The following is an 18,911-nucleotide window of genomic DNA, read 5'->3' on the forward strand; positions in this document are numbered from 1 at the left end:
GGAACGGCCGGATCGGGGCGTCGCGACCCGGTGTCGCAACGGACTGCGCGGAGTCCTCCGGATCGGCGGACTCGCCGGGTAACTGGGTCTGGGGACCGACCAGTTCACGGCTCTGTCGGTCGAACCTGAGCTCGTCAGGGGTGTCCCACAGCCATGGCTCGCTGCCGTAGGTGTCCCGCAGGAACCGTCGGTGTTCCTCCACGTTCGCGTACGGCGCGATGTGTACGCGGAAGTCGCGGAAGTCGAAGCGCCGCATCCGGGGCAGCGGGGGGTCCGTCTTTGTCGCGTGCCGGCAGTCGTCGCGGGTGAGTGTCGTGGTGCGTGTCGCCTCGGCGAGGCTGACCTCACCAGGTTCCGTAGTCCTCGACCAGTGTGGCGATCAGTGCGAGCAGCGCGTCGGCACGGTGTCGGTCCTCGGGCTGGTTGCGCAGGGACTCGTGGGCGGCTCGGAGCCGGGCCAGGGCGGGCGGTTCGCCGTCCATCACGTCTTCGATCACCGGCGTGGTGATCAGGTCCAGGCATTCGGTGAACAGGCGGCGGGTGGCGGGCGAGGGCGGGTCGGGGTCAGGGGCGGCGAACCCAGGGGTCAGGTACCGGACCGGGTCGGTGAGGCTCCAGCCGACGACCGTGCCCCGCTGGACGAGGAGCGCCACGTCGGGGGCGATGCCGATGCGGGCCTCCAGCGGCTCGTCGAGGACGTCGAGGTCGCGCAGACAGGTGAGCACGGCATCGCCGGGGGCGCGGCACAGCACCGTGCACATCTCGTGCCGGAAGTTCTCGACCTCGTCCGCGCGGAGGCCGCCCGGGCGTACCGGGGGCGTGACGGGGAGGCGGGCGCATTCCTCGGCCGGCGCGGACTCTTCCGGAATCCGGAATTCGGCACCGACCAGCTGTCGGCCGGTCGGGTCGAAGCGGAAGACGTCAGGGAGGTCCCACAGCCAGTCCTGGCTGCCGAACGTGTCCGCGAGGAACTTCTCTCGTCCCACGCTGTCCGCATAGGGGGAAAGGATCAAGAAAGTGCCCACGAGCCGGGGCACGAGGTGGAGCGGTTCGTCCGTCACGGTCGCCTGCCAGCCGCCGTCGAACTTCAGTGTCGTCGTCATCCCTGCCTCATCTGATCCGCACCGCCGGAGGCTGGAAGCCGCCGTCCTTGGCGGGAATCCTGCCCGTCACGATGGCCTCGTCGGTCACCGGCGCACCCGGGTCCGTGGGTTTGCCGCCGAGCGCCTCGGCTCCGGAGGGGCCCTTGACGCCTGACGGCCCGTACGCCGTGATGGCCTGACCCTGGGTGGTGCCGGGACCGTCGATCACGACGATGTCCTCGCCCTGTCTGAAGGTGAACGTCCCGGCCGTGCCCGTCGAGTGGTACACGGCGTCCGGGTTCTTCAGGATCTCGATGACCCGTTCATCGCTGAAGGCGTGCCGGGTGTCCCCGTGGTAGTCGAAACGCTTCTTGAACTCCGCGTTGTTCGCCCTGTCGACGATGCCGTCCACGATCTTGTCGATCCGCTTCTGGGCCCGCTCCTCCCTCGTGTACTTGGGCATCAGGCCCAGCGGGTCGCACCCGGAGTGCGGGTTGTCCACATAGGCGACGGGATTCGGCCCGGGAGCCAGGCCGAGGGGGTCGGGGGAGGTGTAGCGGCCGGTCTCGGGGTCGTAGTGGCGGAAGCAGTTGTAGTGGAGGCCGGTCTCGGGGTCGTAGTACTGGCCGGGGAAGCGGAGCGGGGTGTAGGCGCTCGCGTCACGGGACCAGGCCGTGGTGCCCCACAGCGTGCTCCTGCTGCGCCAGGCGATGTCGCCCGTCTCGTCGATGAGTTCGGTCGGGGTACCGACGAGGTCGGTGGCGATGGCGAAGAACCGTCGGTCGATCTCCTCCTGCCGGGCGTCGGCGGTGAGGATGCGCTCGGTCTGGGTCAGGGGGACGACGTCCCGGTGGTCCCAGGTGAGGGCGACCGTGTGCGGAGCGTCCGGTTGGTGGCTCGTCTGCTCGCACAGGGTCAGGCCGTCCCAGGTGAAGCGGACCTCCTCGACCACGCTCTCGCCGTCGGCCGCCAGGCGCTGTTTCGCGGTGCGCCGGCCCAGGGGGTCGTAGCGGTACCTCCACCGTGTTCCGTCGGGGGTGGTGACGCAGGTGAGGCGGTTCTCCGAGTCCCACGCGAAGCGCCATGTGTCGGGCTTGCGGGAGAGACGGGTCTTCTGCCGGAGGGTGACCCGCCCGAGGGCGTCGTGCTCGAAGCGGACGTCCCCGGCGCGGGTCAGGGAGGTGCCGCTGTAGGCGCGCTCCCCGGTCGCCTCGCTGCCCGAGTGCCGGGCCGGCCAGGACGCCGACGTCTGGTTGCCCGCCTCGTCGTACGCGTACCGCTCCGTCCAGCCCGGCGCGTGGACGGCGGTGACCCGGCCCATCGGGTCCAGGTCGAACGTGCGGGTGCCCGACAGCCGGTCCACGACGGAGGTCGGACGACCGTCGGCGCGGTAGGTGTAGGCGCGGTCGTTGACGGTGCGCGCTCCGGCGGTGATGTGCTGCGCGGTCAGCCGTCCGACTCCGTCCCAGGCGGAGGTCACGGCGATCGTGTCGTCGAAGACGCGGGCGAGTTCCCGGCCGGCGGCGTCGTGGGTGAAGTCGACGTGGTGATCACCGCTGGTCAGGCGGTGCGGTGTTCCGTCGGCGGCGTAGGCGTAGGTGGTGACATGGCCCGTGGGGGTGGTGCGGCGTGTGCGGCGGCCGAGGGCGTCGTAGGCGTAGGTGACGGGACGGCCGTCCGTCAGCTCGGTCTTGACCATGCCCCGGCGGTCGTACTGGTAGCGGAGTTCGCCGTCCGGGCCGGCTGCCTCCAGCAGGCGCCCGGCCCGGTCGTAGGCGTACGTCGTCACCCGGCCGTCGACGTCCTTGGCGACCACCTGGCCGAGCCGGTCGCGCTCGAACGAGACGGTCCCGCCGAGCGCGTCGCCCCGGGCGGCCAGCCGGCCCGCGGCGTCCACCCGGTACGTGAGGGTGCGGCCGTCGAAGTCGGTCTCGGAGACGACGTTGTCGGCGGCGTCGTACTCGTAGGTCCAGGCCAGCCCCTGCGGGCCGGTGACGCGGGTGAGGCGCAGCGCGGCGTCGTGCTCGAACTCGTAGCGCGCGCCGTCGGGTCGCGTACGGGCGGCCGGCAGGTCGAAGTGGGTGTACTCGAAGCGGGTGACGCCACCGGACGGGTCGGTGCGGGTGAGCAGGTTGCCCTCGCCGTCGTGGGTCCACGACTCGGTGGCGCCGTCGGGACCGGTGCGCCGGGCGAGCTGCCCGTCTGCGTCCCACTCCAGGCGGGTGACGCCGCCCACCGGATCGGTGACGCGGATCGGCCTGCCGAGGGCGTCCCGCTCCGTGCGGGTGAGGGCGCCGACCGGGTCGGTCACCTCCACGGGCAGCCCCGCCGCGTCACACACCACGTGCGTCGTGGATCCGAGAGGGTCCGTGATCGAGGTGAGGCGGCCGGTGTGGTCGTACGTGTAGCGGGTGGTGGCGCCGGCCTGGTCGGTGATCGCCGTGCGGTTGCCGCGCTCGTCGTACGCGTGGACCATACGTGTGCCGTCGGGGCTGATGACCTCCACCGGCAGGCCGAACGGCCCGCGCACCGTGCGCAGTTGGCTGCCGTCGGGGCGGACGGCGGAGACGACCCGGCCCTCCTCGTCGTAGGCGAAGGCGGTGGTGAGGCCCAGCGGGTCGGTGCGGGCCACGAGGTTGCCGCTCGTGTCGTGGTGGAACCGCGTGGTGTGGCCGAGCGGGTCGGTGGTGGCCAGGACGTGGCAGCCGGGGCCGATCAGATGCCGGGTGGCCCGGCCGTCGGCGGTGGTCAGGACCGTCGTGCGGTGACCGGTCTCGGCGTCCGGTTCGGTGTAGGTCAGGGTGATCTGGACGTGACCCGCCTCGCCGCCCTCCGCCACGACGCGGTCGCGGTCGTCGTAGACGTAGTCGTAGCGGCTTCCGTTGGAGTCGATCCAGGCGATGACGCGGCGGCGGTCGTCGTAGAGGAAGGTGGTGACGGCGCCCGACGGCTTGGTGACCGTGGTGAGGTCGCGGTCCTGGTAGCCGTAGCTCATCAGCGGCAGATCCGTCCCGCCCTCGCCCGCGCCGACCAGGGACAGGCCGGTGACCAGGCCGTCGGTGACGGACAGGTTCACCCGGTGGCCGGCCGAATGGACCAGGGCCAGCGGCAGTCCGTCCTCGCCGCGGTCGACTTCGACGGCGTGGCCGTTGCGTTCGGTGATGCCCGACAGCCAGGCCACGCCGTCGCCTCCTGGTTCGCCCCCGGACGGGGCGGTGAAATGGAAGGCCAGGCCGCTGTCGAGGGCGGTGACCGTGTAGCCGCCATCGGTGTCGCGGGCCAGCAGCGTGCGGGCCCGGCCCGTCTCCGGCCGGGTGGGCGAGCCCGGGACCGGGTGCGGGTACGGCACCAGAAGTCCTTCGGCGGTGACGTGGACGACGCCGATCGCGTCGATCTCCAGACGCTCGTCGACCGTGGACGTCCACGCGGGCCCCAGGAAGCGGCCGGCCGTGCAGCCCGACTCGGTGCGGCGGGTGAAGAGCAGCGGCAGGATGCCGGGGATCACGAGGTCGGTCTGGGGCAGGAACATCCGGCCCGAGGCGAGGTCCACCGGGTCCGTGCCCTCGGCCGGGCGCTCCCCGTCCGGTCGGCTGTGGGTCCCGTCCGGGGCGTCGTCGATCAGGCGACGCAGCCGCGCGGCGTCGGCGGCCTCCTCGGCGATCCGCACGCCCTTCACCGCGGCGCCGCCGCCCCCGGTGGCCGCGGTCAGGGCGAGGTCGGGGATCAGCCGGCCGAAGCCCTCGGCCGGGTCCTTCATGAAGTCCTTGACCATCTGGGTGCCGGTGCCGACCGGGTCGTTGGCGGCCACCACCAGACCCGCGGCCAGGCTGTTGAGGGACGTGGCGTACTCGGCCGGGTGCGTGATGTTGTACGGGTCCATGGGGTTGACGCTGCGGACGAAGTTCAGCAGCCCCGCCGTGCCCTTGACGACACCGCCGCCGACATGGTCGCCCATGAGCTGGAGCTCCTGCATCCCGTCGCCCAACTGCTCGGCGTAGGACGGCTTCTGCGGGGCCATGTCGCGGGCGGCGCGGACCGCCGTGCGCGCGGTCTCCGCCGCCGAGTTGCGCTGCTTGCGGGCCTCGGCCAGAACGTCCTGGGCCTCCTGCATCAGCTTCTTGCCTGGGTCGTCGAACGTCGCCGTGGGCTTGGGAGGGAGCGAGGCCGGGTCGCGTTTGTCGGCGGGCTGGGCGTTGTAGCGATCGACGGCTTTGTTGTAGTCGTCGACCTTCTGGCGGTGGGCGTCGGCTGCGTCCTCGGAGGCCTTGACGCCCTCCTTCCACTTGTCGATGGCCGTCTGTGCCTGTGCCTGCGCCCAGGTCACGGTGCCAGCGAACGCGTCCAGCGCGCCGACCGCCTTCGCGCAGGCGTCGGCGGCGGTGTACCACTTGGGCGGCTGGGTGCTCACCGCGGTGCGCAGCGCGTCGGCCGTCTCACCCTTGAGCCGGGACGAGTCGAGGCCCTTGAGACCGTCGCCGGCGTCGTCGAACGCTGACTGGAAGGCTCGGAGTTTCGTGGCGGTGGAGGTGATCTCGCTCGGGCTGCCGTAGATCAGCTCGGTCTTGTCCTCGGTCTGCCCGAGGTCCATCTCGTCGACCTCGGCGCCCAGCCGGTTGGCGACCGAACGGGACTGTTCACGCACCCAGTCCGCGCCGGACTCCCAGCCGACGTCGTCCAACCGGTCGGCGGTCCAGTCGCCCGCGTCCTCGACCCGGTCGCCCACCCACTCGACGCCGTCCTCGACCGCGTCCTCGACCGAGTCGGGCGTGATGTCACTGATGAAGTCGCCGATGCCCACCGTCAGTTCCCCCCGGACTCACCCTGCTGCCGCTCCTGCTGGGCGCGTTCCTCCGGCGAAGGGCCGAAGGTGTCGTCCAGTGCCTGGTTCCACTGGTCGTCGGAGATGCCGAGAGCGTCGTTGAGCACGCGCGACTGCTGACCGCCGTGGCCCTCGGTGAGCACCGTGCGGCCGGTGTCCTTCCACGTCTGCTCCATGTCCTGGCCCGCCTTGTCGAACGATTCGGCGCTCCAGTCCGGGTCCAGGTAGTCCGGCGTGAAGATGTCGCCCCAGTTCTGCTGGGCGATCTCCTCCTCACTGGCGTGCGGGTTCCCGCCGAACAGGGAGTTGGCGCCCACCTTGAGCGTGGCCGCGACGTACTGGTCGTGCTCCCACTGGGTGCCCGCTGCCAGGCCGAGGCGGTTCGCGAGCGCACTGGCGTCGTGCACCAGGGCGCGCACGCCCCACTCCCAGCGCTCGCAGAAGTCCTCGAAGTCGACCGCGAGGCCGTGGTGCCCGGCCTCCATCCCGGTCATCGCCAGTTCAGAGAAGCCCTTCCCCAGCACCGACCCGGTGGCGCCGCCGAGTTCACCGAGCTGGTCGATGGTCGCGCCCACGCCCTGGGTGAACTTGGCGACGGACGCCTTGTCGAGCCGCAGGTCCGGTCCCTCACCGCTCATGACCGCGGCCCCTCTCCCGCCGCGCCGGCGTCGACGGCGGCCGCGTCCGGCACGATGCCGACGACCGGCGGGAAGAACATCGACCCGTCCTCGGTGGCGATGTCGACGGCGAGACCGGCGGGCTCGCCCAGGGCGGGCACGATCTCGTCGACGATGCGCGCGCCCAGCAGCGCCGCGTAGTCCATGGGCTCGTCACCGCGCGTGTGGCGCAGGGCGAACCGGGCCAGGGCGGCCTCGTCGGTGAACCCGCAGATCCACCGCACCCCGCCCGAACGCACCGACCACAGAACTCCGTCGGCCATCGGCACCAGGAGCACCGAGCGTCTCATCTCGCCGACCAGAGCACGCGGGTCGTCGCCTCCGCTCCTCCGCTCGGCGATGCGTTCGGCGAGCGCCGCCTTCGGCTGCTGCACGGTTCCTCCCCGGTCGTGGGTGGTCGTAGGTGGTCGTAGGTGACTGATGGCACCGTAGAGCAGGACGCGCGAGAAGAAGCCGGCGGTTCTGTCGAGGTGTACCCGAGCCGACTCGCCCCGCGCGGCCGTGGCAGGGGCACGGGGAACCGACCTCGGTGTGACACGGCGGTCTTCGGTCCGACGCGGTGCTCTTCGGTCTGAAACGGTTGTTTTCGGTCCTAAGCGGTGGTCTTCGGTACGAAGGTGTCGGATTCTGTCGTCGGTGCGACGCTGACCTCGTTCCGGTTCGTGCCCGAGTCGCGCCAGGTCATACGCGAGTCGCGCTCAGGTCGCACCCGATTCGCGCCCAGGTCGCACCCGGTTCGCGCACGGGCCGTGCCCGATTCGTGCACAGGCCGCACCCGAGTCGCCCCCACGGCGAAGATCCGCCACAATGGGCGCCCATCGACCGTTCGTCCGCACCGAACCACCCGAGGTTTCCCGTGACCCACTCCGTGGCCCGCGAGCCGCAGCGGCGTAATTCGCGGTCCAACCGGGCGCGCATCCTGGCCACGGCCCGGCAGGAGCTCGGCCGGAACCCGGACGTCACCCTGGAGGAGATCGCGCGGGCCTCCGGCGTCGTACGACGGACCCTCTTCGGCCATTTTCCGGGGCGGGCGGCGTTGTTGGAGGCGCTCGCGGAGGAGGCGTCCGAGGCGTTGTGTGGCGCGCTGGCGGTCGCGGCGGCGCCGCAGGAGCCGGCCGAGCGGGCGCTCGCGCACTTCGTGCACACGATCTGGCCGGTGGGCGACCGCTACCGGCTGCTCCTCGCGCTGGCCCGGCGTGACCTGGGCGACGAGCGTGTCGCCGAGATCCTCGCCCCCGCCCGAGACGAGGTCACCGCCATCCTGGCGCGCGGGCAGCGCGACGGTGTCTTCCACACGCAGCTGCCGCCCGCCGTGCTGAGCGCGGGGCTCGAGGCGATGCAGGTCGCGCTGCTGGAGGAGGTCAACACCGGGGCGTTGGAGGACGACGGGACCCGGACGGCCGTCGTGACACTCGTCGCGGCAGGTGTGCCGGAGGAGCGGGCCCGGGCCGTGGTCGGGGAGGTCGCGTCGTCGGCGGCAGCGGCGGCGGCAGTGGCAGCGGTGGCCGAGCCGGGGCCTGAGGAGCCCGGATCGCCGTAGGGCCCGGCCTTTCCGTTCCGTGCTCAGAGGTCCTCCAGAGATCCTTAGAGGCCCCGGAAGTCCCCAGAAGTCCTCAGAGGTCCTGGTTCGACGACGTCTCGTCCGGCCGGAAGGTGACCGACCTGCCCGTGAAGCGGGCGTCCAGGCCGGTGGCGGTGGCGGTCACGGAGCGCAGGCTCAGGCCGTCGGGGAGGTTCCGCAGCTGGATCGGCTGCGCGAAGACCTGGTCGAGCACCGCCTGCCCCAGCGCGGGCAGCACGCCGCCATCGACCTGGAAGTCGTCGAACGCGATCCGGTTGCCGGACGCAGCCGAGACGGTCGTGGTCACCGTGATCCGCCCGCCCCCGAGAGGCAGCAGGACGTCCGCGCTGATCCGGCCCGGGCCCGTGCCCTGGGACACCTCCAGACCGAGGGCGTCGGACACGTCCCGGTACGTCAGGCGGGCGGTCGCCTCCGCGGAGCGGGCCCGCGCCTCGCTGTCGTCGTCGGATGTGGTCAGCCCGTCCAGCCGTAGGTCGAGTTCGGACAGCGGCAGCGGGCGGGCCGACCCGTCGGCGGGGATGTCGTGGGCGGTGATGTCCACCCGCCGCAGGGTCCCGGAGGCCACCTGCGTCAGGACGGGGAACCCGCGCACGTGAACCTCGGGCCGCGCCGGGGTGTCCATGCCCTCCTGGAACGCCTTCGCCGTTCGGGACTCCACCCGTGCCGTCACGAGTCGGTCGACCGCGACGGGGAGCAGGACCAGCGTGAGCAGGGCGGCGAGGGCGATGGCGGTGGCGGACGGTCGCCGCCGGCGTCGGGTGCGGGGCGCTTCGGGTGTGTCGTAGGACGCGCCGGTCTCGTACGTGGGCTGGTACATCAACTCTCCTTCACGGCAGGCGGCTTGGTCTGCGGGCGGTGTGCGGGCGGCGGGCGGCGGGCGCCATGCGGTCGAGGCCGCGGTGTCGCGGTGTCGCCTTCGGTGTCCGCGGCGGCGATCAGGGCGAGGAAGCAGCGGCAAGAAGGCGGTGCGGGACTGTCATGTCCCGGGTGGTGGTGAGGAGTTCGCCCCGGCGAGCGGCGTGAAGGCCTGGCGGGTGAGCCGGTGAGCGAGCGCGATGCGGGAGCCCGGTGAGCGAGCCCGATGAGCGTGCGGTATCGGCCGTCCGTCGCCCAGGAGGTGAGGACGGAGCGTGCCAGGGCACCCGTGGCGTCGGGGATCTCTGCGGTCTCGGCGGTCTCGGCGCACTCGGGGATCTTGGTGGGGCCGCCGTCGGGGCCACGGCCCGGATCCCGCAGCGGCGATCGGCCGGTCACTTCGCCTCCTCTGGGCTCGGAAGGGCGGGTCGGTGTGCAGCGGGCGTCGGGGTGACGAGACGGCGGGTCAGTGGGGCGGCAGGGATGACCGAAGGGCGGGTCACGAAATATTTGCACACCAGTGGGCAATAAACTAGTCTGCACATCAACGGGCAATTAAATCGTCCTCCGAGGAGCCCCCCATGCCCTTCCCCGTCCGCACACCCGTCGAGAAGATGACCGGGCCGTACGCCAAGCGCTGGTCGGCGCTGATCGTGCTCTGCCTGAGCCTGTTGATCGTGGTCATGGCCAACACCTCGCTGATCGTGGCCGCGCCGGACATGACCATGGACCTGGGCCTGAGCAGCAGTGACCTTCAGTGGGTGATCGACGGCTATACGGTCCCGTACGCCGCGCTGATGCTGGTGCTGGGGTCGATCGGCGACAAGTACAGCCGTCGTGGCGCGCTCGTCACCGGGCTGGTGGTCTTCGCGGGCGGTTCGGTGATGGGCAGCCTGGTGGACCAGACCGAGTTGGTCATCGCGGCCCGCGCGATCATGGGCGTCGGTGCCGCGGTCGTCATGCCGGCCACGCTGTCGCTGCTGGTCGCGATCTTCCCCCGGCGTGAGCGGGCCAAGGCCATCACCGCCTGGACGGCCACCTCGGGGCTCGCCATCGCCGTCGGTCCGCTGGTCGCCGGCTGGCTGCTCCAGGACCACGCGTGGGGCTCGACCTTCCTGATCAACGTCCCCATCGCGGTCGCCGCCGTCGTCGGCGCGCTCGCGCTGGTCCCGCCGTCCAAGGCGGCGGGCATGGGCCGGATCGACTACGTCGGCGCACTGCTGTCGATCGTCTCCGTCGGCTCGCTGGTGTACGCGACCATCGAGGGCCCGCACTTCGGCTGGGGCGCCGGTCCGATCGCCGCGGCCGTGGTCGCCGGGGTCGGCCTGGCGGGGTTCGTGGCCTGGGAGCTGCGGCACCCGCATCCGATGCTGGACGTCCGCAGGTTCCGGCTGCGTCCCTTCAGCGGTTCGATGCTCGCGGTCCTGTTCTTCTTCTTCGGCACCTTCGGCGCGATCTACTACTCCACCCAGTTCCTCCAGTTCGTGCTGAACTACGACGCGCTGCAGACCGGTGTACGGCTGCTGCCGCTGGCCGGCGCGGTCTTCGTCGGCGCCGCGGTGACCGGGCGGCTGACCCCGAAGCTGGGCGTGCGGGCGATGGTCGTGTCCGGCATGGTGATCGGCACCGCGGGCGTCTTCATGCTCACCCGGGTCGACACGGGTTCGACGTACGCGGACTTCCTCGCGCCGATGATGATGCTGGGCTTCGCGATCGGCCTGAGCGTGTCGCCGGCGACCGACACGATCATGGGCTCGTTCCCGGAGAGTGAGCTGGGCGTCGGCGGCGGCGCCAACGACACCGCGCTGGAGCTGGGCGGTTCGCTCGGCATCGCGATCCTCGGCTCGCTCCTCGGCACCGCGTACCGCGACGAGCTGACCGACCTGGTCGGCGGCAACCTCCCGGCCACCGCGCTGGAGACCGCCAAGGACTCGGTGGGCGGTGGCCTGGCGGTCGCCGAGCAGGTCGCGAAGGACCCCGCCGGTGGGGTGCAGCAGGCGCAGGCCCTGGTCGAGGCTGTGCACGAGGCCTTCGCGCACGGTGTCGCCCAGACCAGCCTGGTCGGCGGGATCATCATGGCCGCCGGCACGATGATCGTCTTCGCGGTCCTGCCCGGCCGCAAGGCCTCCGTGGACACGGAGGCGTCGGAGCGGCTGGAGGGGGCGGACCAGGACGCGGACGCGACCGCGGAGGAGTACTCCGACGCCGCCCGGTAGGACGGCCCACTCTGCCGCCTGCCGCCTGCCTGTCTGCTGCCTGCCGGCCCGCCGGTCGCCCGTTCTCGCCCCGCCGTGGTGTTCCTCGGAACTCCGCCGGTGGGGCGTCCGGCGTCTCCCGCGGATCATCTCGGCCGAGTTCCTCGCGGCGCGGAGCGGGCGGCCGTCAACCCGAGGGGTCGGCGGCCGTCAAGCTGTCGGGGCTCAGGGCTGCTCAGGGCTACTCAGGGCCGTCCAGGACTGCCCAGCGCTGCTCAGCGGCGCTCAGATATGTACGTGCCCAGGGGCTGGGGAGGGCGGAGCGGCGTCCGGGACTTCAGTCCGAGACGGTGGCCGGCTGCGGCTCCGACTCCGCCGCCGCGTCCGTCGCCGCCTTGGGCATCAGCCCGCTCATCGCGGCGCACTGCTCGGGCCCCATGACATGGGCCAGCGCCCCCGTCACCGTCTCGGCCAGGGCGCCGGACGCCTCCCGGAGCATGGCCCGGGCCTTTTCGGTGAGGGCCACCTCCACGCCGCGCTTGTCCTCGCACACGGACCTGCGGGTGACGAGACCGGCGTGCTGCAGGCAGGCGATCTGGTACGTCAGCCGGGTCTTGGGCCGTCCCAGCAGTTCCGCGACGCGGGTCATGCGGAGGCCGCCCTGGGGCTGCTCCGCCAAGAGGCACAGGACCAGGAACTCGTCGTGCGAGACGTCGAGCCGCTCCTTGACCACCGAACGCAGCCGCTGCTCCACGGCGCCCGTCGCGGCCAGCAGCAACATCCAGCCACGCAGCTCGGGCGGCAGGAGGCCGGCCCCGGCGCCCTGCGCGGACGGGCATGGAGGCAGGTCGGCGGGGTGTTCAGGGGAATCGGCCATGGTTCGAGTGTATCTCTAGTCCAAATTTGCATGACCCTGTTGTTCAGATTTGGATAACCGGCTAGCGTGGCCATGACCCTTATCCAGATGTGGAACACCAAGGAGAACGTCCATGACCGTCGCCGTGGAAACCGGACTGTGGCAGCTCGACGCGGGCGCCTCCACCGTCGCCCTGAAGCACAAGGCGATGTGGGGCCTGGTCACTGTCAAGGGCGTCTTCGCCACTGTCGGCGGCGGGGGCGAGGTGGCCGCCGACGGGACCGTCACCGGCACCCTGGTCCTGGACGCGGCCTCTGTCGACACCAAGAACGCCAAGCGGGACACGCACCTGCGCAGCGCGGACTTCTTCGACGTCGAGAAGCACCCCGAGATCACCTTCGCGGTGCGCGCCGCCGAACTCGGTGCCGACGGGGTCGTGAAGGTGTCCGGCCAGCTGACGGTGCGCGGCATCAGCCGGCCGCAGACCTTCACCGCTCGCCTGAGTCAGGCGGACGCCGACGCGGTCACCCTGGACGCGACCTTCACCGTGGACCGGAACGAGTTCGGCGTGACCCTGAACCAGTACGGCATGATGGGCGGCCTGACGACGATCACCACCACGCTCCGTTTCACGCGCACGGTCGCCGCCTGAGTCGTCGCCTGACGCAACGTCAGTGAGTGTTCACACGCAGGGTTTTGCCCACGACCGCGCTCGACGACGTCCATGGCGTCGAGCGCGGACGTGGATGCGGCGCCGGTGGGGGCGCGGATGCCGGCGCGGGCAGTCAGATCCGAACGTCCGGGCCCGCAGCGTTGACCTCCCTGCGGGCGACCGGAGTTCGTAGTTCGCGAGAACGCTGTCACCCGTGGTGCCGACATCAAGTGCCATGTGCAAGGCGGCAGTCGCGAAGGTCCGTCGGCCGTCAGCGCGGCCACTGTGATACGAGTCGCCCTCTCGCGTGCGCCGGCCGGCCTGAGCGGGCGCGGCTACCCGACGCGAGGACCGAGCCGACGCACGAACGGCACCGGCAGCAGCACCAGCGACGGCAGCGCTAGCAGCACCAGCACCAGCAGCAGCACCGGCACCACCAGCGCCAGCAGTACCAACAGCATCAGCACCAGCAGCGCCGCCGCCGCCGTCAGCATGCTCGCGTGCCCGGCCCGCACCGGGAGCCGGTGGCTGTCGCCGGTGAAGCGCAGCGACACGCCCACGGGGGCCGTGGTCATGGATCGCCGCGCCCTGGGCGGCGGCAGCGTGATCCCCCGTGACTTTGCCCAGTACGCGGTTTCGCAACGTCATCGTGGCTGGTGGGCGGGGCGCGCCCGGAGGCGAGGATTCCCCCCGTGGCCTCGCTGCGAACCCCCTGCACGGCACCGGAGACGGTGGCGGTCCGTGTCGCTGTTGGGCTGAACGGGTGACTTGGCGTAAGAATGGCTGGTGCAGGCATTGAAGGCGAGTCAGTTCGGGGGGTGCCGGTGAACCGTTACGACGTCACCGATGAACAGTGGGAAGGCCTCGCGCAGGTTGTTCCGCTGCGAGGCCGGGACGCGTGGCCGTCGGCGGTGAGCCACCGCTCGCTCCCCGACGCGGAGACGGAGACCAGGCGCCGTTTCGTGGTGCTGCGGGTCAATGTCTTCGCGGACGCCCGCGAGGTCGCCGAGACGCTGATGTCGGGCATCCCGGTGCTGCTCGACCTGACGGGCGCGGAGACCGACACCGCCAAGCGTGTCCTGGACTTCTCCACCGGAGTGGTCTTCGGCCTGGCCAGCGGCATGCATCGGGTCGACCGCAACGTCTTCCTGCTGACCCCGCCGGGCACCGAGGTCAGCGGAATCATGGAGGGGGCGGGGGTTCCCGGGGTCTGAGCCGAGGCTGAGCGGATCGTGGGCGTCGAGTGACCGCGCCGAGCGCGGCGCTCGGCGTTCTGCGCTCGGCGGCCTTCCGGCCCGTCGGCGCGCCGCCTTCACCGCTCCCGCCGCATGTCGCGCTCTCCGCGACCGATGTCGGGGTCGCTCGATCGTAGGAAGCTTCTCGGGGCGGAACGGTTCGTCTGGTGGCGGAGTCCTACGGTCCGGATATGCCCTCGCCGTATGCCTCCCCCGCCGCCTTTTCCGCTGTCTCTTCCGCGCCCTTATCCCACCCGACGTCCGACCACCCGACGTCCGACGCGCCGCCGTTCGACAGTCCGCCGTCCGACGGTCCGCCGTCCGGGGACGTTGCCCCTACCGTGCCCGCGCAGGCGCAGCCAGCGGCGGAGGGCCACGTTTCGCCAGCGGCGGAGGGGCAGGTTCCGTCAGTGGCGGAGCGCCACGCTCCGTCTTCCGCGCCGGGTCCCCGTACGACGTCCGCCCAGGTGCGTCACGTCCGGCCCTGCGTCACCGAACTGCGGCTCTCCGCCTTCGCGGGGCATCGGCGGGCGCGCTTTCCGCTGGGGCCGGTCACGCTGTTCGTCGGGGCCAGCGGGAGTGGCAAGAGCAGCGCGCTGCGGGCCTACGAGGCGCTGGCCCGGCTGGGGGGCGGGGCCCCGCTCGCCGAGGTGTTCGCCGACCCGGCCGCGTGTGTGCCGCAGGGGGCGCGGCCGGATGCCCAGCGGCGTCGGGGGTTCCGCATCGGATGCACGGCCGACGGACCCGGCGGACCGGTTCGGCTCGACGTCGCCGTGCAGGCCGAGCCCGAGCTGCGCATCGTCGGGGAGCGGCTGAGCGCGGCGGGTGTCGTGCTGCTGGAGACGGCGCTGCGCGATCCCGGGCGCCGCTCGGTACAGGCGGCCTGGCACACCGGCGGCTCCGCGCCCGTGACGCGCGCCCCCCTGCCCGACGACCGGCTCGGCACCGCCCTGCTGCCGCTGCGCGTGGCCGGCAAGACCGACGGACAGCGGCAGGTGCTCGCCGCCGCCGAACAGATGGTCGTCGCCCTGCGGTCCGTCTTCGCCTGCGATCCGCAGCCCGACTGGATGGGGGTCCCCGTCCCCACCGGCTCCGGCCGACTGCTCACCGGCTGCGACAACCTCGCCGACGTCCTCTGGCGCACCCGCGAGGAGTGCGGACGGCGGCACGCGCAACTGGTGGCCGCGCTGTCGGCCGGATTTACCGGACCGGTCGTGGACCTGCGCGCCGAGCCGTTGGCCGACGGTACGGTCCGCGCGCTGCTCCACCGCGCCGACGGCAGCCGCACGGAGCTCGCCCGGCTGGGATACGGCGAGCTGCGCTATGTCGCCCTGGCCTTGGTGCTGCTCACCGGGCCGGGCGTCCTCGACGTGGACCCGGCCGGCGAGGTGCCCGCCGCGATGCAGACCCTCACCCTGCTCGCGGACGGCCTCGACCGGGGCCTCGACGTACGACAGCGCGCCGAACTGCTGCGGCTGGCGGTGCGGATGGCCGAGCGCGGGCACATCCGCTGCGTCGGCGCGGTCGGCGACGGGTACGGTGCCGCCGGGACGGAGGGAGTGACGGTGGTACACCTGGGTCCGTGACAGAACAACACCTCGACGTGGCGAAGCTCCAGCGCAGACTCGCCGAGTTCGCGGCCGCGCGGAACTGGCAGCCCTTCCACACCCCGAAGAACCTCGTCTCCGCACTCAGCGTGGAGGCGTCCGAACTGGTCGAGATCTTCCAGTGGTTGACGCCGGAGGAGTCGGCGGACGTGATGGCAGACCCGGACACCGCCCACCGGGTGACGGACGAGGTCGCCGACGTGCTCGCCTATCTGCTCCAGCTCTGTGAAGTGCTCGGTGTCGATCCGCTGGCCGCGCTGGCCGCGAAGATCGACCGCAACGAGCACAGGTTCCCTGCGCCGTAGGTGTTGCCGTAGCGGTGCCGTAGCGGCGCCTCGGAAGTGAGCCGAGCACTCCGTTTTCACTCTCCGGAGTCAGCAGGCGGACCGAAATCGATTTGTTGTCCACAGATTTCGGTCTTCCTCTGGCTTTTCGTCCCACAGACCCTCACTCTGGGTAGTGGACTGGTGGACACGGGTGTTCGGGCGGACGTGCGGGCAGCACGTCGGGGCAGACGGGGGCAGCGCATGGACGCGGTGCGGCTCATCCTGACGAGCAGGCGCGCGCTCGCGGGCAGCGGCGACGGAGCGAGGATCCTCGCGGAGGTGTGGCAGGCGCAGGCCCTGGCGCAGGCGATCGGCAGTCGCCTCGCCGTCTCGGGCCCGCCCGAACTGCGCGGCGAGGCACTGGGACTGACCGAACTGGCGGGCAGAGGCTGCGGTGTGCTGGGCGCGCCGGACCTCGACCCCGGTGATCTGCTCGCCGCACGGCTCACCGAACTGGACGACGCCCGCCGGGCGCTGATCGATCTGAGCGGCCTGCTGGGCGAGGTCGGCATCGCCCTGGTCGGCCTGGCGAGCTCGGCGGACGACCAGGGCACGTACTGGAAGTGCATGGAGGCCATCGACGCGGCGGACGAGTCCAGGGACCGGGTCCTGGAGATGCTGCGCAAGTTGGCGGCGAGGGAGGAACGGGAGGAGAGAGAGGGCGCGCTACCGGAGAGGTAGGCAAACCCGACCTGTCCGGTGCTCGGGGAGAGGGAGAGGAGAAGGGGCGGGGGGGAGGGGGGAGGGGGGAGAGGGAAGGGGGTCAGCCCGTCGTGCCGCCTTCGTCGCTCGGCATCCGCCGCGCGCCCCCGGGCGGGGCAGGGGACCGGTGGGGTTGACGGGAGGGCCGGAGTGCAGGATGGGGGTATGGATCTGCGTATCTTCACCGAACCCCAGCAGGGGGCGACCTACGACACCCTCCTCACCGTGGCCAAGGCCACCGAGGACCTCGGGTTCGACGCCTTCTTCCGGTCCGACCACTACCTGAAGATGGGTGACGTGAGCGGCCTCCCGGGCCCCACGGACGCCTGGATCACCCTCGCCGGGCTCGCCCGCGAGACCAAGCGCATACGCCTCGGCACGCTGATGACGGCCGGCACCTTCCGGCTGCCCGGCGTCCTCGCCATCCAGGTCGCGCAGGTGGACCAGATGTCCGGCGGGCGCGTCGAACTGGGCCTGGGCGCCGGCTGGTTCGAGGAGGAGCACGCGGCGTACGGCATCCCCTTCCCGAAGGAGAAGATCGGCCGGCTGGAGGAGCAGCTGGAGATCGTCACCGGCCTGTGGGCGACGGAGCTCGGCAAGACCTACGACTTCCACGGCACGTACTACGACCTCACCGACTCGCCCGCGCTGCCCAAGCCCGCGCAGGCGAGGATCCCGGTGCTGATCGGCGGCACCGGCGCGACCCGCACGCCGCGGCTGGCCGCCCGGTTCGCCGACGAGTTCAACATGCCGTTCGGCTCGGTCGAGGACAGTGAGCGCCAGTTCGGCCGGGTACGGACCGCCGCGGGGGAGATCGGCCGGGCGGCCGACGCGATCACCTTCTCCAACGCCCTCGTCGTCTGCGTCGGAAAGGACGACCAGGAACTCGCCCGGCGCGCCGCCGCGATCGGCCGCGAGGTCGACGAGCTGAAGGCCAACGGGCTGGCGGGCTCCCCGGCCGAGGTCGTCGACAAGATCGGCCGCTACGCCGAGGCCGGCTCTCAGCGGTTCTACCTCCAGATCCTCGATCTCGACGACCTGGACCACCTGGAGCTGATCTCCGCCCAGGTGCAGGCGCAGCTGACCTGACATCTGGTACGGCGATCAGGGACGCGGGACGGCGGCGTGCCCCGGCCCGGCTTGGACATCGTTGTCCTCCTTGTCCGGCGGCCGGGACGCGCCGACGATCGTCTGTGACACGGCTGTGACCGGAGGTGTGGCTTCCGTCACGGTCGCTGCGGCCGGGCGCTGATGAGCTGGCCGGATGCGCAGACCCCTCCCGCTTCTCCCGGCCCTCGCCGCCGTGCTGCTCCTCACGGCATGCGGATCGGAACACGCCGGCGCGCAGGACGACGGCGTCGGCACGAGCGGCTCGACGCCACGGACCCAGGTCACCGAGCCCCTGGTGGACGGGGTCCGGATCACCTCGGTGACCGTCCCCTCCGCCGCCGCGACCCCCGGCGCTTCCGGCGACGGCCTCGTCGAGGCCGAACGCCTCCCGAACGGGCTCGCCGCCGACTCCGGTATCTCGGCCGCCTACGAGGTGACCAACTCCGGAACCGAAGAGCTGACGTACACCGTCCGCTTCGACTTCACGACGAGCGCGGGCGAGGTCATGAGCAACGAGAAGGTGACCGTGCGCTCGGTGGGGGCCGGCCGGACGGTACGGGGGACCGTCCGACCGGGGATGCTCGCACCGGGAGCGTCCGCGGTGACGGCGGTGAAGGTCGGCGAGGTGACCAAGGTCCCGGCGGACGAGGCGCCGACCGAGGCCGGGGTCTGCCCGCCCTCGGGGATCCGTGTCTCGGCCGACGACGGCGACGCCGCGATGGGGCTGCGCGTCGTGGGACTCGTCCTGGAGAACTGCGGACAACGGGACTACACCCTCGACGGCTATCCGCAGGTGAGCCTCCTGAACGAGGACCATGAGCCGGTCGACGGCGTCAAGATCTTCAAGGGCGGCGGCGGCATCTCCACCGTCGCCGGGTTCGACGACCCGCCCCGGCCCGTCACCCTGAAGCCCGGCGAACGTGCGAGCGCCGGACTGATGTGGCGCAACACCACCGGCTCAGGCACCGCGGTCGACGTCCCCTACGTGAGGGTGCGAGCCAGGTCCGACGCCGCGCCGGTGACGGTGACCCCCCACCTGGACCTCGGCACCACCGGAAAACTGGGCGTGAGCCCGTGGCGAAGCACGCCGGAGTAGCCGACGGCGGGGCGGAACGGCGGAGGTCCGGCGATTTCTCCTGCCCACCGGCACCCCCTCGCCCCTCTCCCCCCCCCGCCACGCCTTAGGCCCGGTGTCTGACCAGCACGGACAGGT

16 protein-coding genes are annotated in these 18,911 nt (G+C 71.8%); 9 read left to right on the forward strand and 7 right to left on the reverse strand.

Annotation, left to right across the window (positions count from 1 at the left end; genetic code table 11):
- Positions 1–344: 344 nt before the first annotated feature.
- Genes ACIRPU_RS09615 through ACIRPU_RS09630 form a run of 4 tightly spaced genes read right to left on the reverse strand, consistent with a single transcriptional unit; the run spans position 345 to position 6,952 of the window.
- Positions 345–1,103 (reverse strand): hypothetical protein, encoded by a 759-nt coding sequence (locus ACIRPU_RS09615; RefSeq protein ID WP_403864004.1) that lies wholly within the window; start codon positions 1,101–1,103, stop codon positions 345–347.
- A 7-nt stretch (positions 1,104–1,110) separates the two neighbouring features.
- Entirely contained in the window at positions 1,111–5,880 is a 4,770-nt protein-coding gene (locus ACIRPU_RS09620; RefSeq protein ID WP_403864007.1) for a putative T7SS-secreted protein, read from the reverse strand.
- Positions 5,881–5,882: 2 nt separating this feature from the next.
- The gene (locus ACIRPU_RS09625) at positions 5,883–6,539 is read right to left on the reverse strand and encodes a hypothetical protein (protein ID WP_384115009.1); all 657 of its coding nucleotides are present in this window, start codon (positions 6,537–6,539) and stop codon (positions 5,883–5,885) included.
- On the reverse strand, positions 6,536–6,952 hold the full coding sequence (locus ACIRPU_RS09630) for a hypothetical protein (protein WP_403864011.1): 417 nt from the start codon (positions 6,950–6,952) through the stop codon (positions 6,536–6,538). The genes ACIRPU_RS09625 and ACIRPU_RS09630 overlap by 4 nt, the downstream gene beginning before the upstream one ends.
- A 482-nt stretch (positions 6,953–7,434) precedes the next feature.
- Here ACIRPU_RS09630 and ACIRPU_RS09635 point away from each other — a divergent pair, with 482 nt between their 5' ends.
- Entirely contained in the window at positions 7,435–8,118 is a 684-nt protein-coding gene (locus tag ACIRPU_RS09635) for a TetR/AcrR family transcriptional regulator (RefSeq protein WP_403864014.1), read from the forward strand.
- Positions 8,119–8,191: 73 nt separating this feature from the next.
- On the opposite strand, the gene ACIRPU_RS09640 is transcribed toward ACIRPU_RS09635, so the two are convergent.
- Positions 8,192–8,977, reverse strand: a complete 786-nt coding sequence (locus ACIRPU_RS09640; protein WP_403864017.1) for a DUF2993 domain-containing protein — start codon at positions 8,975–8,977, stop codon at positions 8,192–8,194.
- Between the two features lie 619 nt (positions 8,978–9,596).
- Between ACIRPU_RS09640 and ACIRPU_RS09645 the strand changes: the two genes are divergently transcribed.
- The gene (locus tag ACIRPU_RS09645) at positions 9,597–11,231 is read left to right on the forward strand and encodes an MFS transporter (RefSeq protein WP_403864020.1); all 1,635 of its coding nucleotides are present in this window, start codon (positions 9,597–9,599) and stop codon (positions 11,229–11,231) included.
- 316 nt (positions 11,232–11,547) lie between these two features.
- Here the strand turns inward: ACIRPU_RS09645 and ACIRPU_RS09650 are convergent, their stop codons facing one another.
- Positions 11,548–12,087 (reverse strand): MarR family winged helix-turn-helix transcriptional regulator, encoded by a 540-nt coding sequence (locus ACIRPU_RS09650; RefSeq protein WP_403864023.1) that lies wholly within the window; start codon positions 12,085–12,087, stop codon positions 11,548–11,550.
- A 112-nt stretch (positions 12,088–12,199) separates the two neighbouring features.
- On the opposite strand from ACIRPU_RS09650, the gene ACIRPU_RS09655 reads away from it, so the two are divergent.
- Positions 12,200–12,718, forward strand: coding sequence for a YceI family protein (locus ACIRPU_RS09655; RefSeq protein ID WP_403864026.1), 519 nt, complete (start codon positions 12,200–12,202; stop codon positions 12,716–12,718).
- Between the two features lie 335 nt (positions 12,719–13,053).
- On the opposite strand, the gene ACIRPU_RS09660 is transcribed toward ACIRPU_RS09655, so the two are convergent.
- Complete coding sequence (locus ACIRPU_RS09660; protein ID WP_403864029.1) at positions 13,054–13,293, reverse strand: hypothetical protein; 240 nt, start codon at positions 13,291–13,293, stop codon at positions 13,054–13,056.
- A gap of 249 nt (positions 13,294–13,542) precedes the next feature.
- Here ACIRPU_RS09660 and ACIRPU_RS09665 point away from each other — a divergent pair, with 249 nt between their 5' ends.
- The 6 genes from ACIRPU_RS09665 to ACIRPU_RS09690 all read left to right on the forward strand — a co-directional run bounded on the left by ACIRPU_RS09665 (position 13,543) and on the right by ACIRPU_RS09690 (position 18,794).
- Complete coding sequence (locus tag ACIRPU_RS09665) at positions 13,543–13,932, forward strand: cell division protein SepF (protein ID WP_355703366.1); 390 nt, start codon at positions 13,543–13,545, stop codon at positions 13,930–13,932.
- 488 nt (positions 13,933–14,420) lie between these two features.
- Positions 14,421–15,539 carry an ATP-binding protein gene (locus ACIRPU_RS09670; protein ID WP_403864032.1) on the forward strand — a complete coding sequence of 373 codons (1,119 nt, stop codon included), beginning with the start codon at positions 14,421–14,423 and terminating at the stop codon, positions 15,537–15,539.
- Positions 15,536–15,865 carry a nucleotide pyrophosphohydrolase gene (locus tag ACIRPU_RS09675; RefSeq protein WP_403864035.1) on the forward strand — a complete coding sequence of 110 codons (330 nt, stop codon included), beginning with the start codon at positions 15,536–15,538 and terminating at the stop codon, positions 15,863–15,865. The genes ACIRPU_RS09670 and ACIRPU_RS09675 overlap by 4 nt, the downstream gene beginning before the upstream one ends.
- Before the next feature lie 222 nt (positions 15,866–16,087).
- Positions 16,088–16,567: a DUF6099 family protein gene (locus ACIRPU_RS09680; protein ID WP_403864038.1), complete on the forward strand. Its 480-nt coding sequence runs from the start codon at positions 16,088–16,090 to the stop codon at positions 16,565–16,567.
- 186 nt (positions 16,568–16,753) lie between these two features.
- Positions 16,754–17,677, forward strand: a complete 924-nt coding sequence (locus ACIRPU_RS09685; protein ID WP_403864041.1) for an LLM class F420-dependent oxidoreductase — start codon at positions 16,754–16,756, stop codon at positions 17,675–17,677.
- Positions 17,678–17,852: 175 nt separating this feature from the next.
- Positions 17,853–18,794: a DUF4232 domain-containing protein gene (locus ACIRPU_RS09690; RefSeq protein ID WP_403864044.1), complete on the forward strand. Its 942-nt coding sequence runs from the start codon at positions 17,853–17,855 to the stop codon at positions 18,792–18,794.
- Positions 18,795–18,911: the final 117 nt, after the last annotated feature.

The sequence above is a fragment of the Streptomyces sp. NPDC102259 genome (genome assembly GCF_044766465.1).
GTDB lineage: Bacteria > Actinomycetota > Actinomycetes > Streptomycetales > Streptomycetaceae > Streptomyces.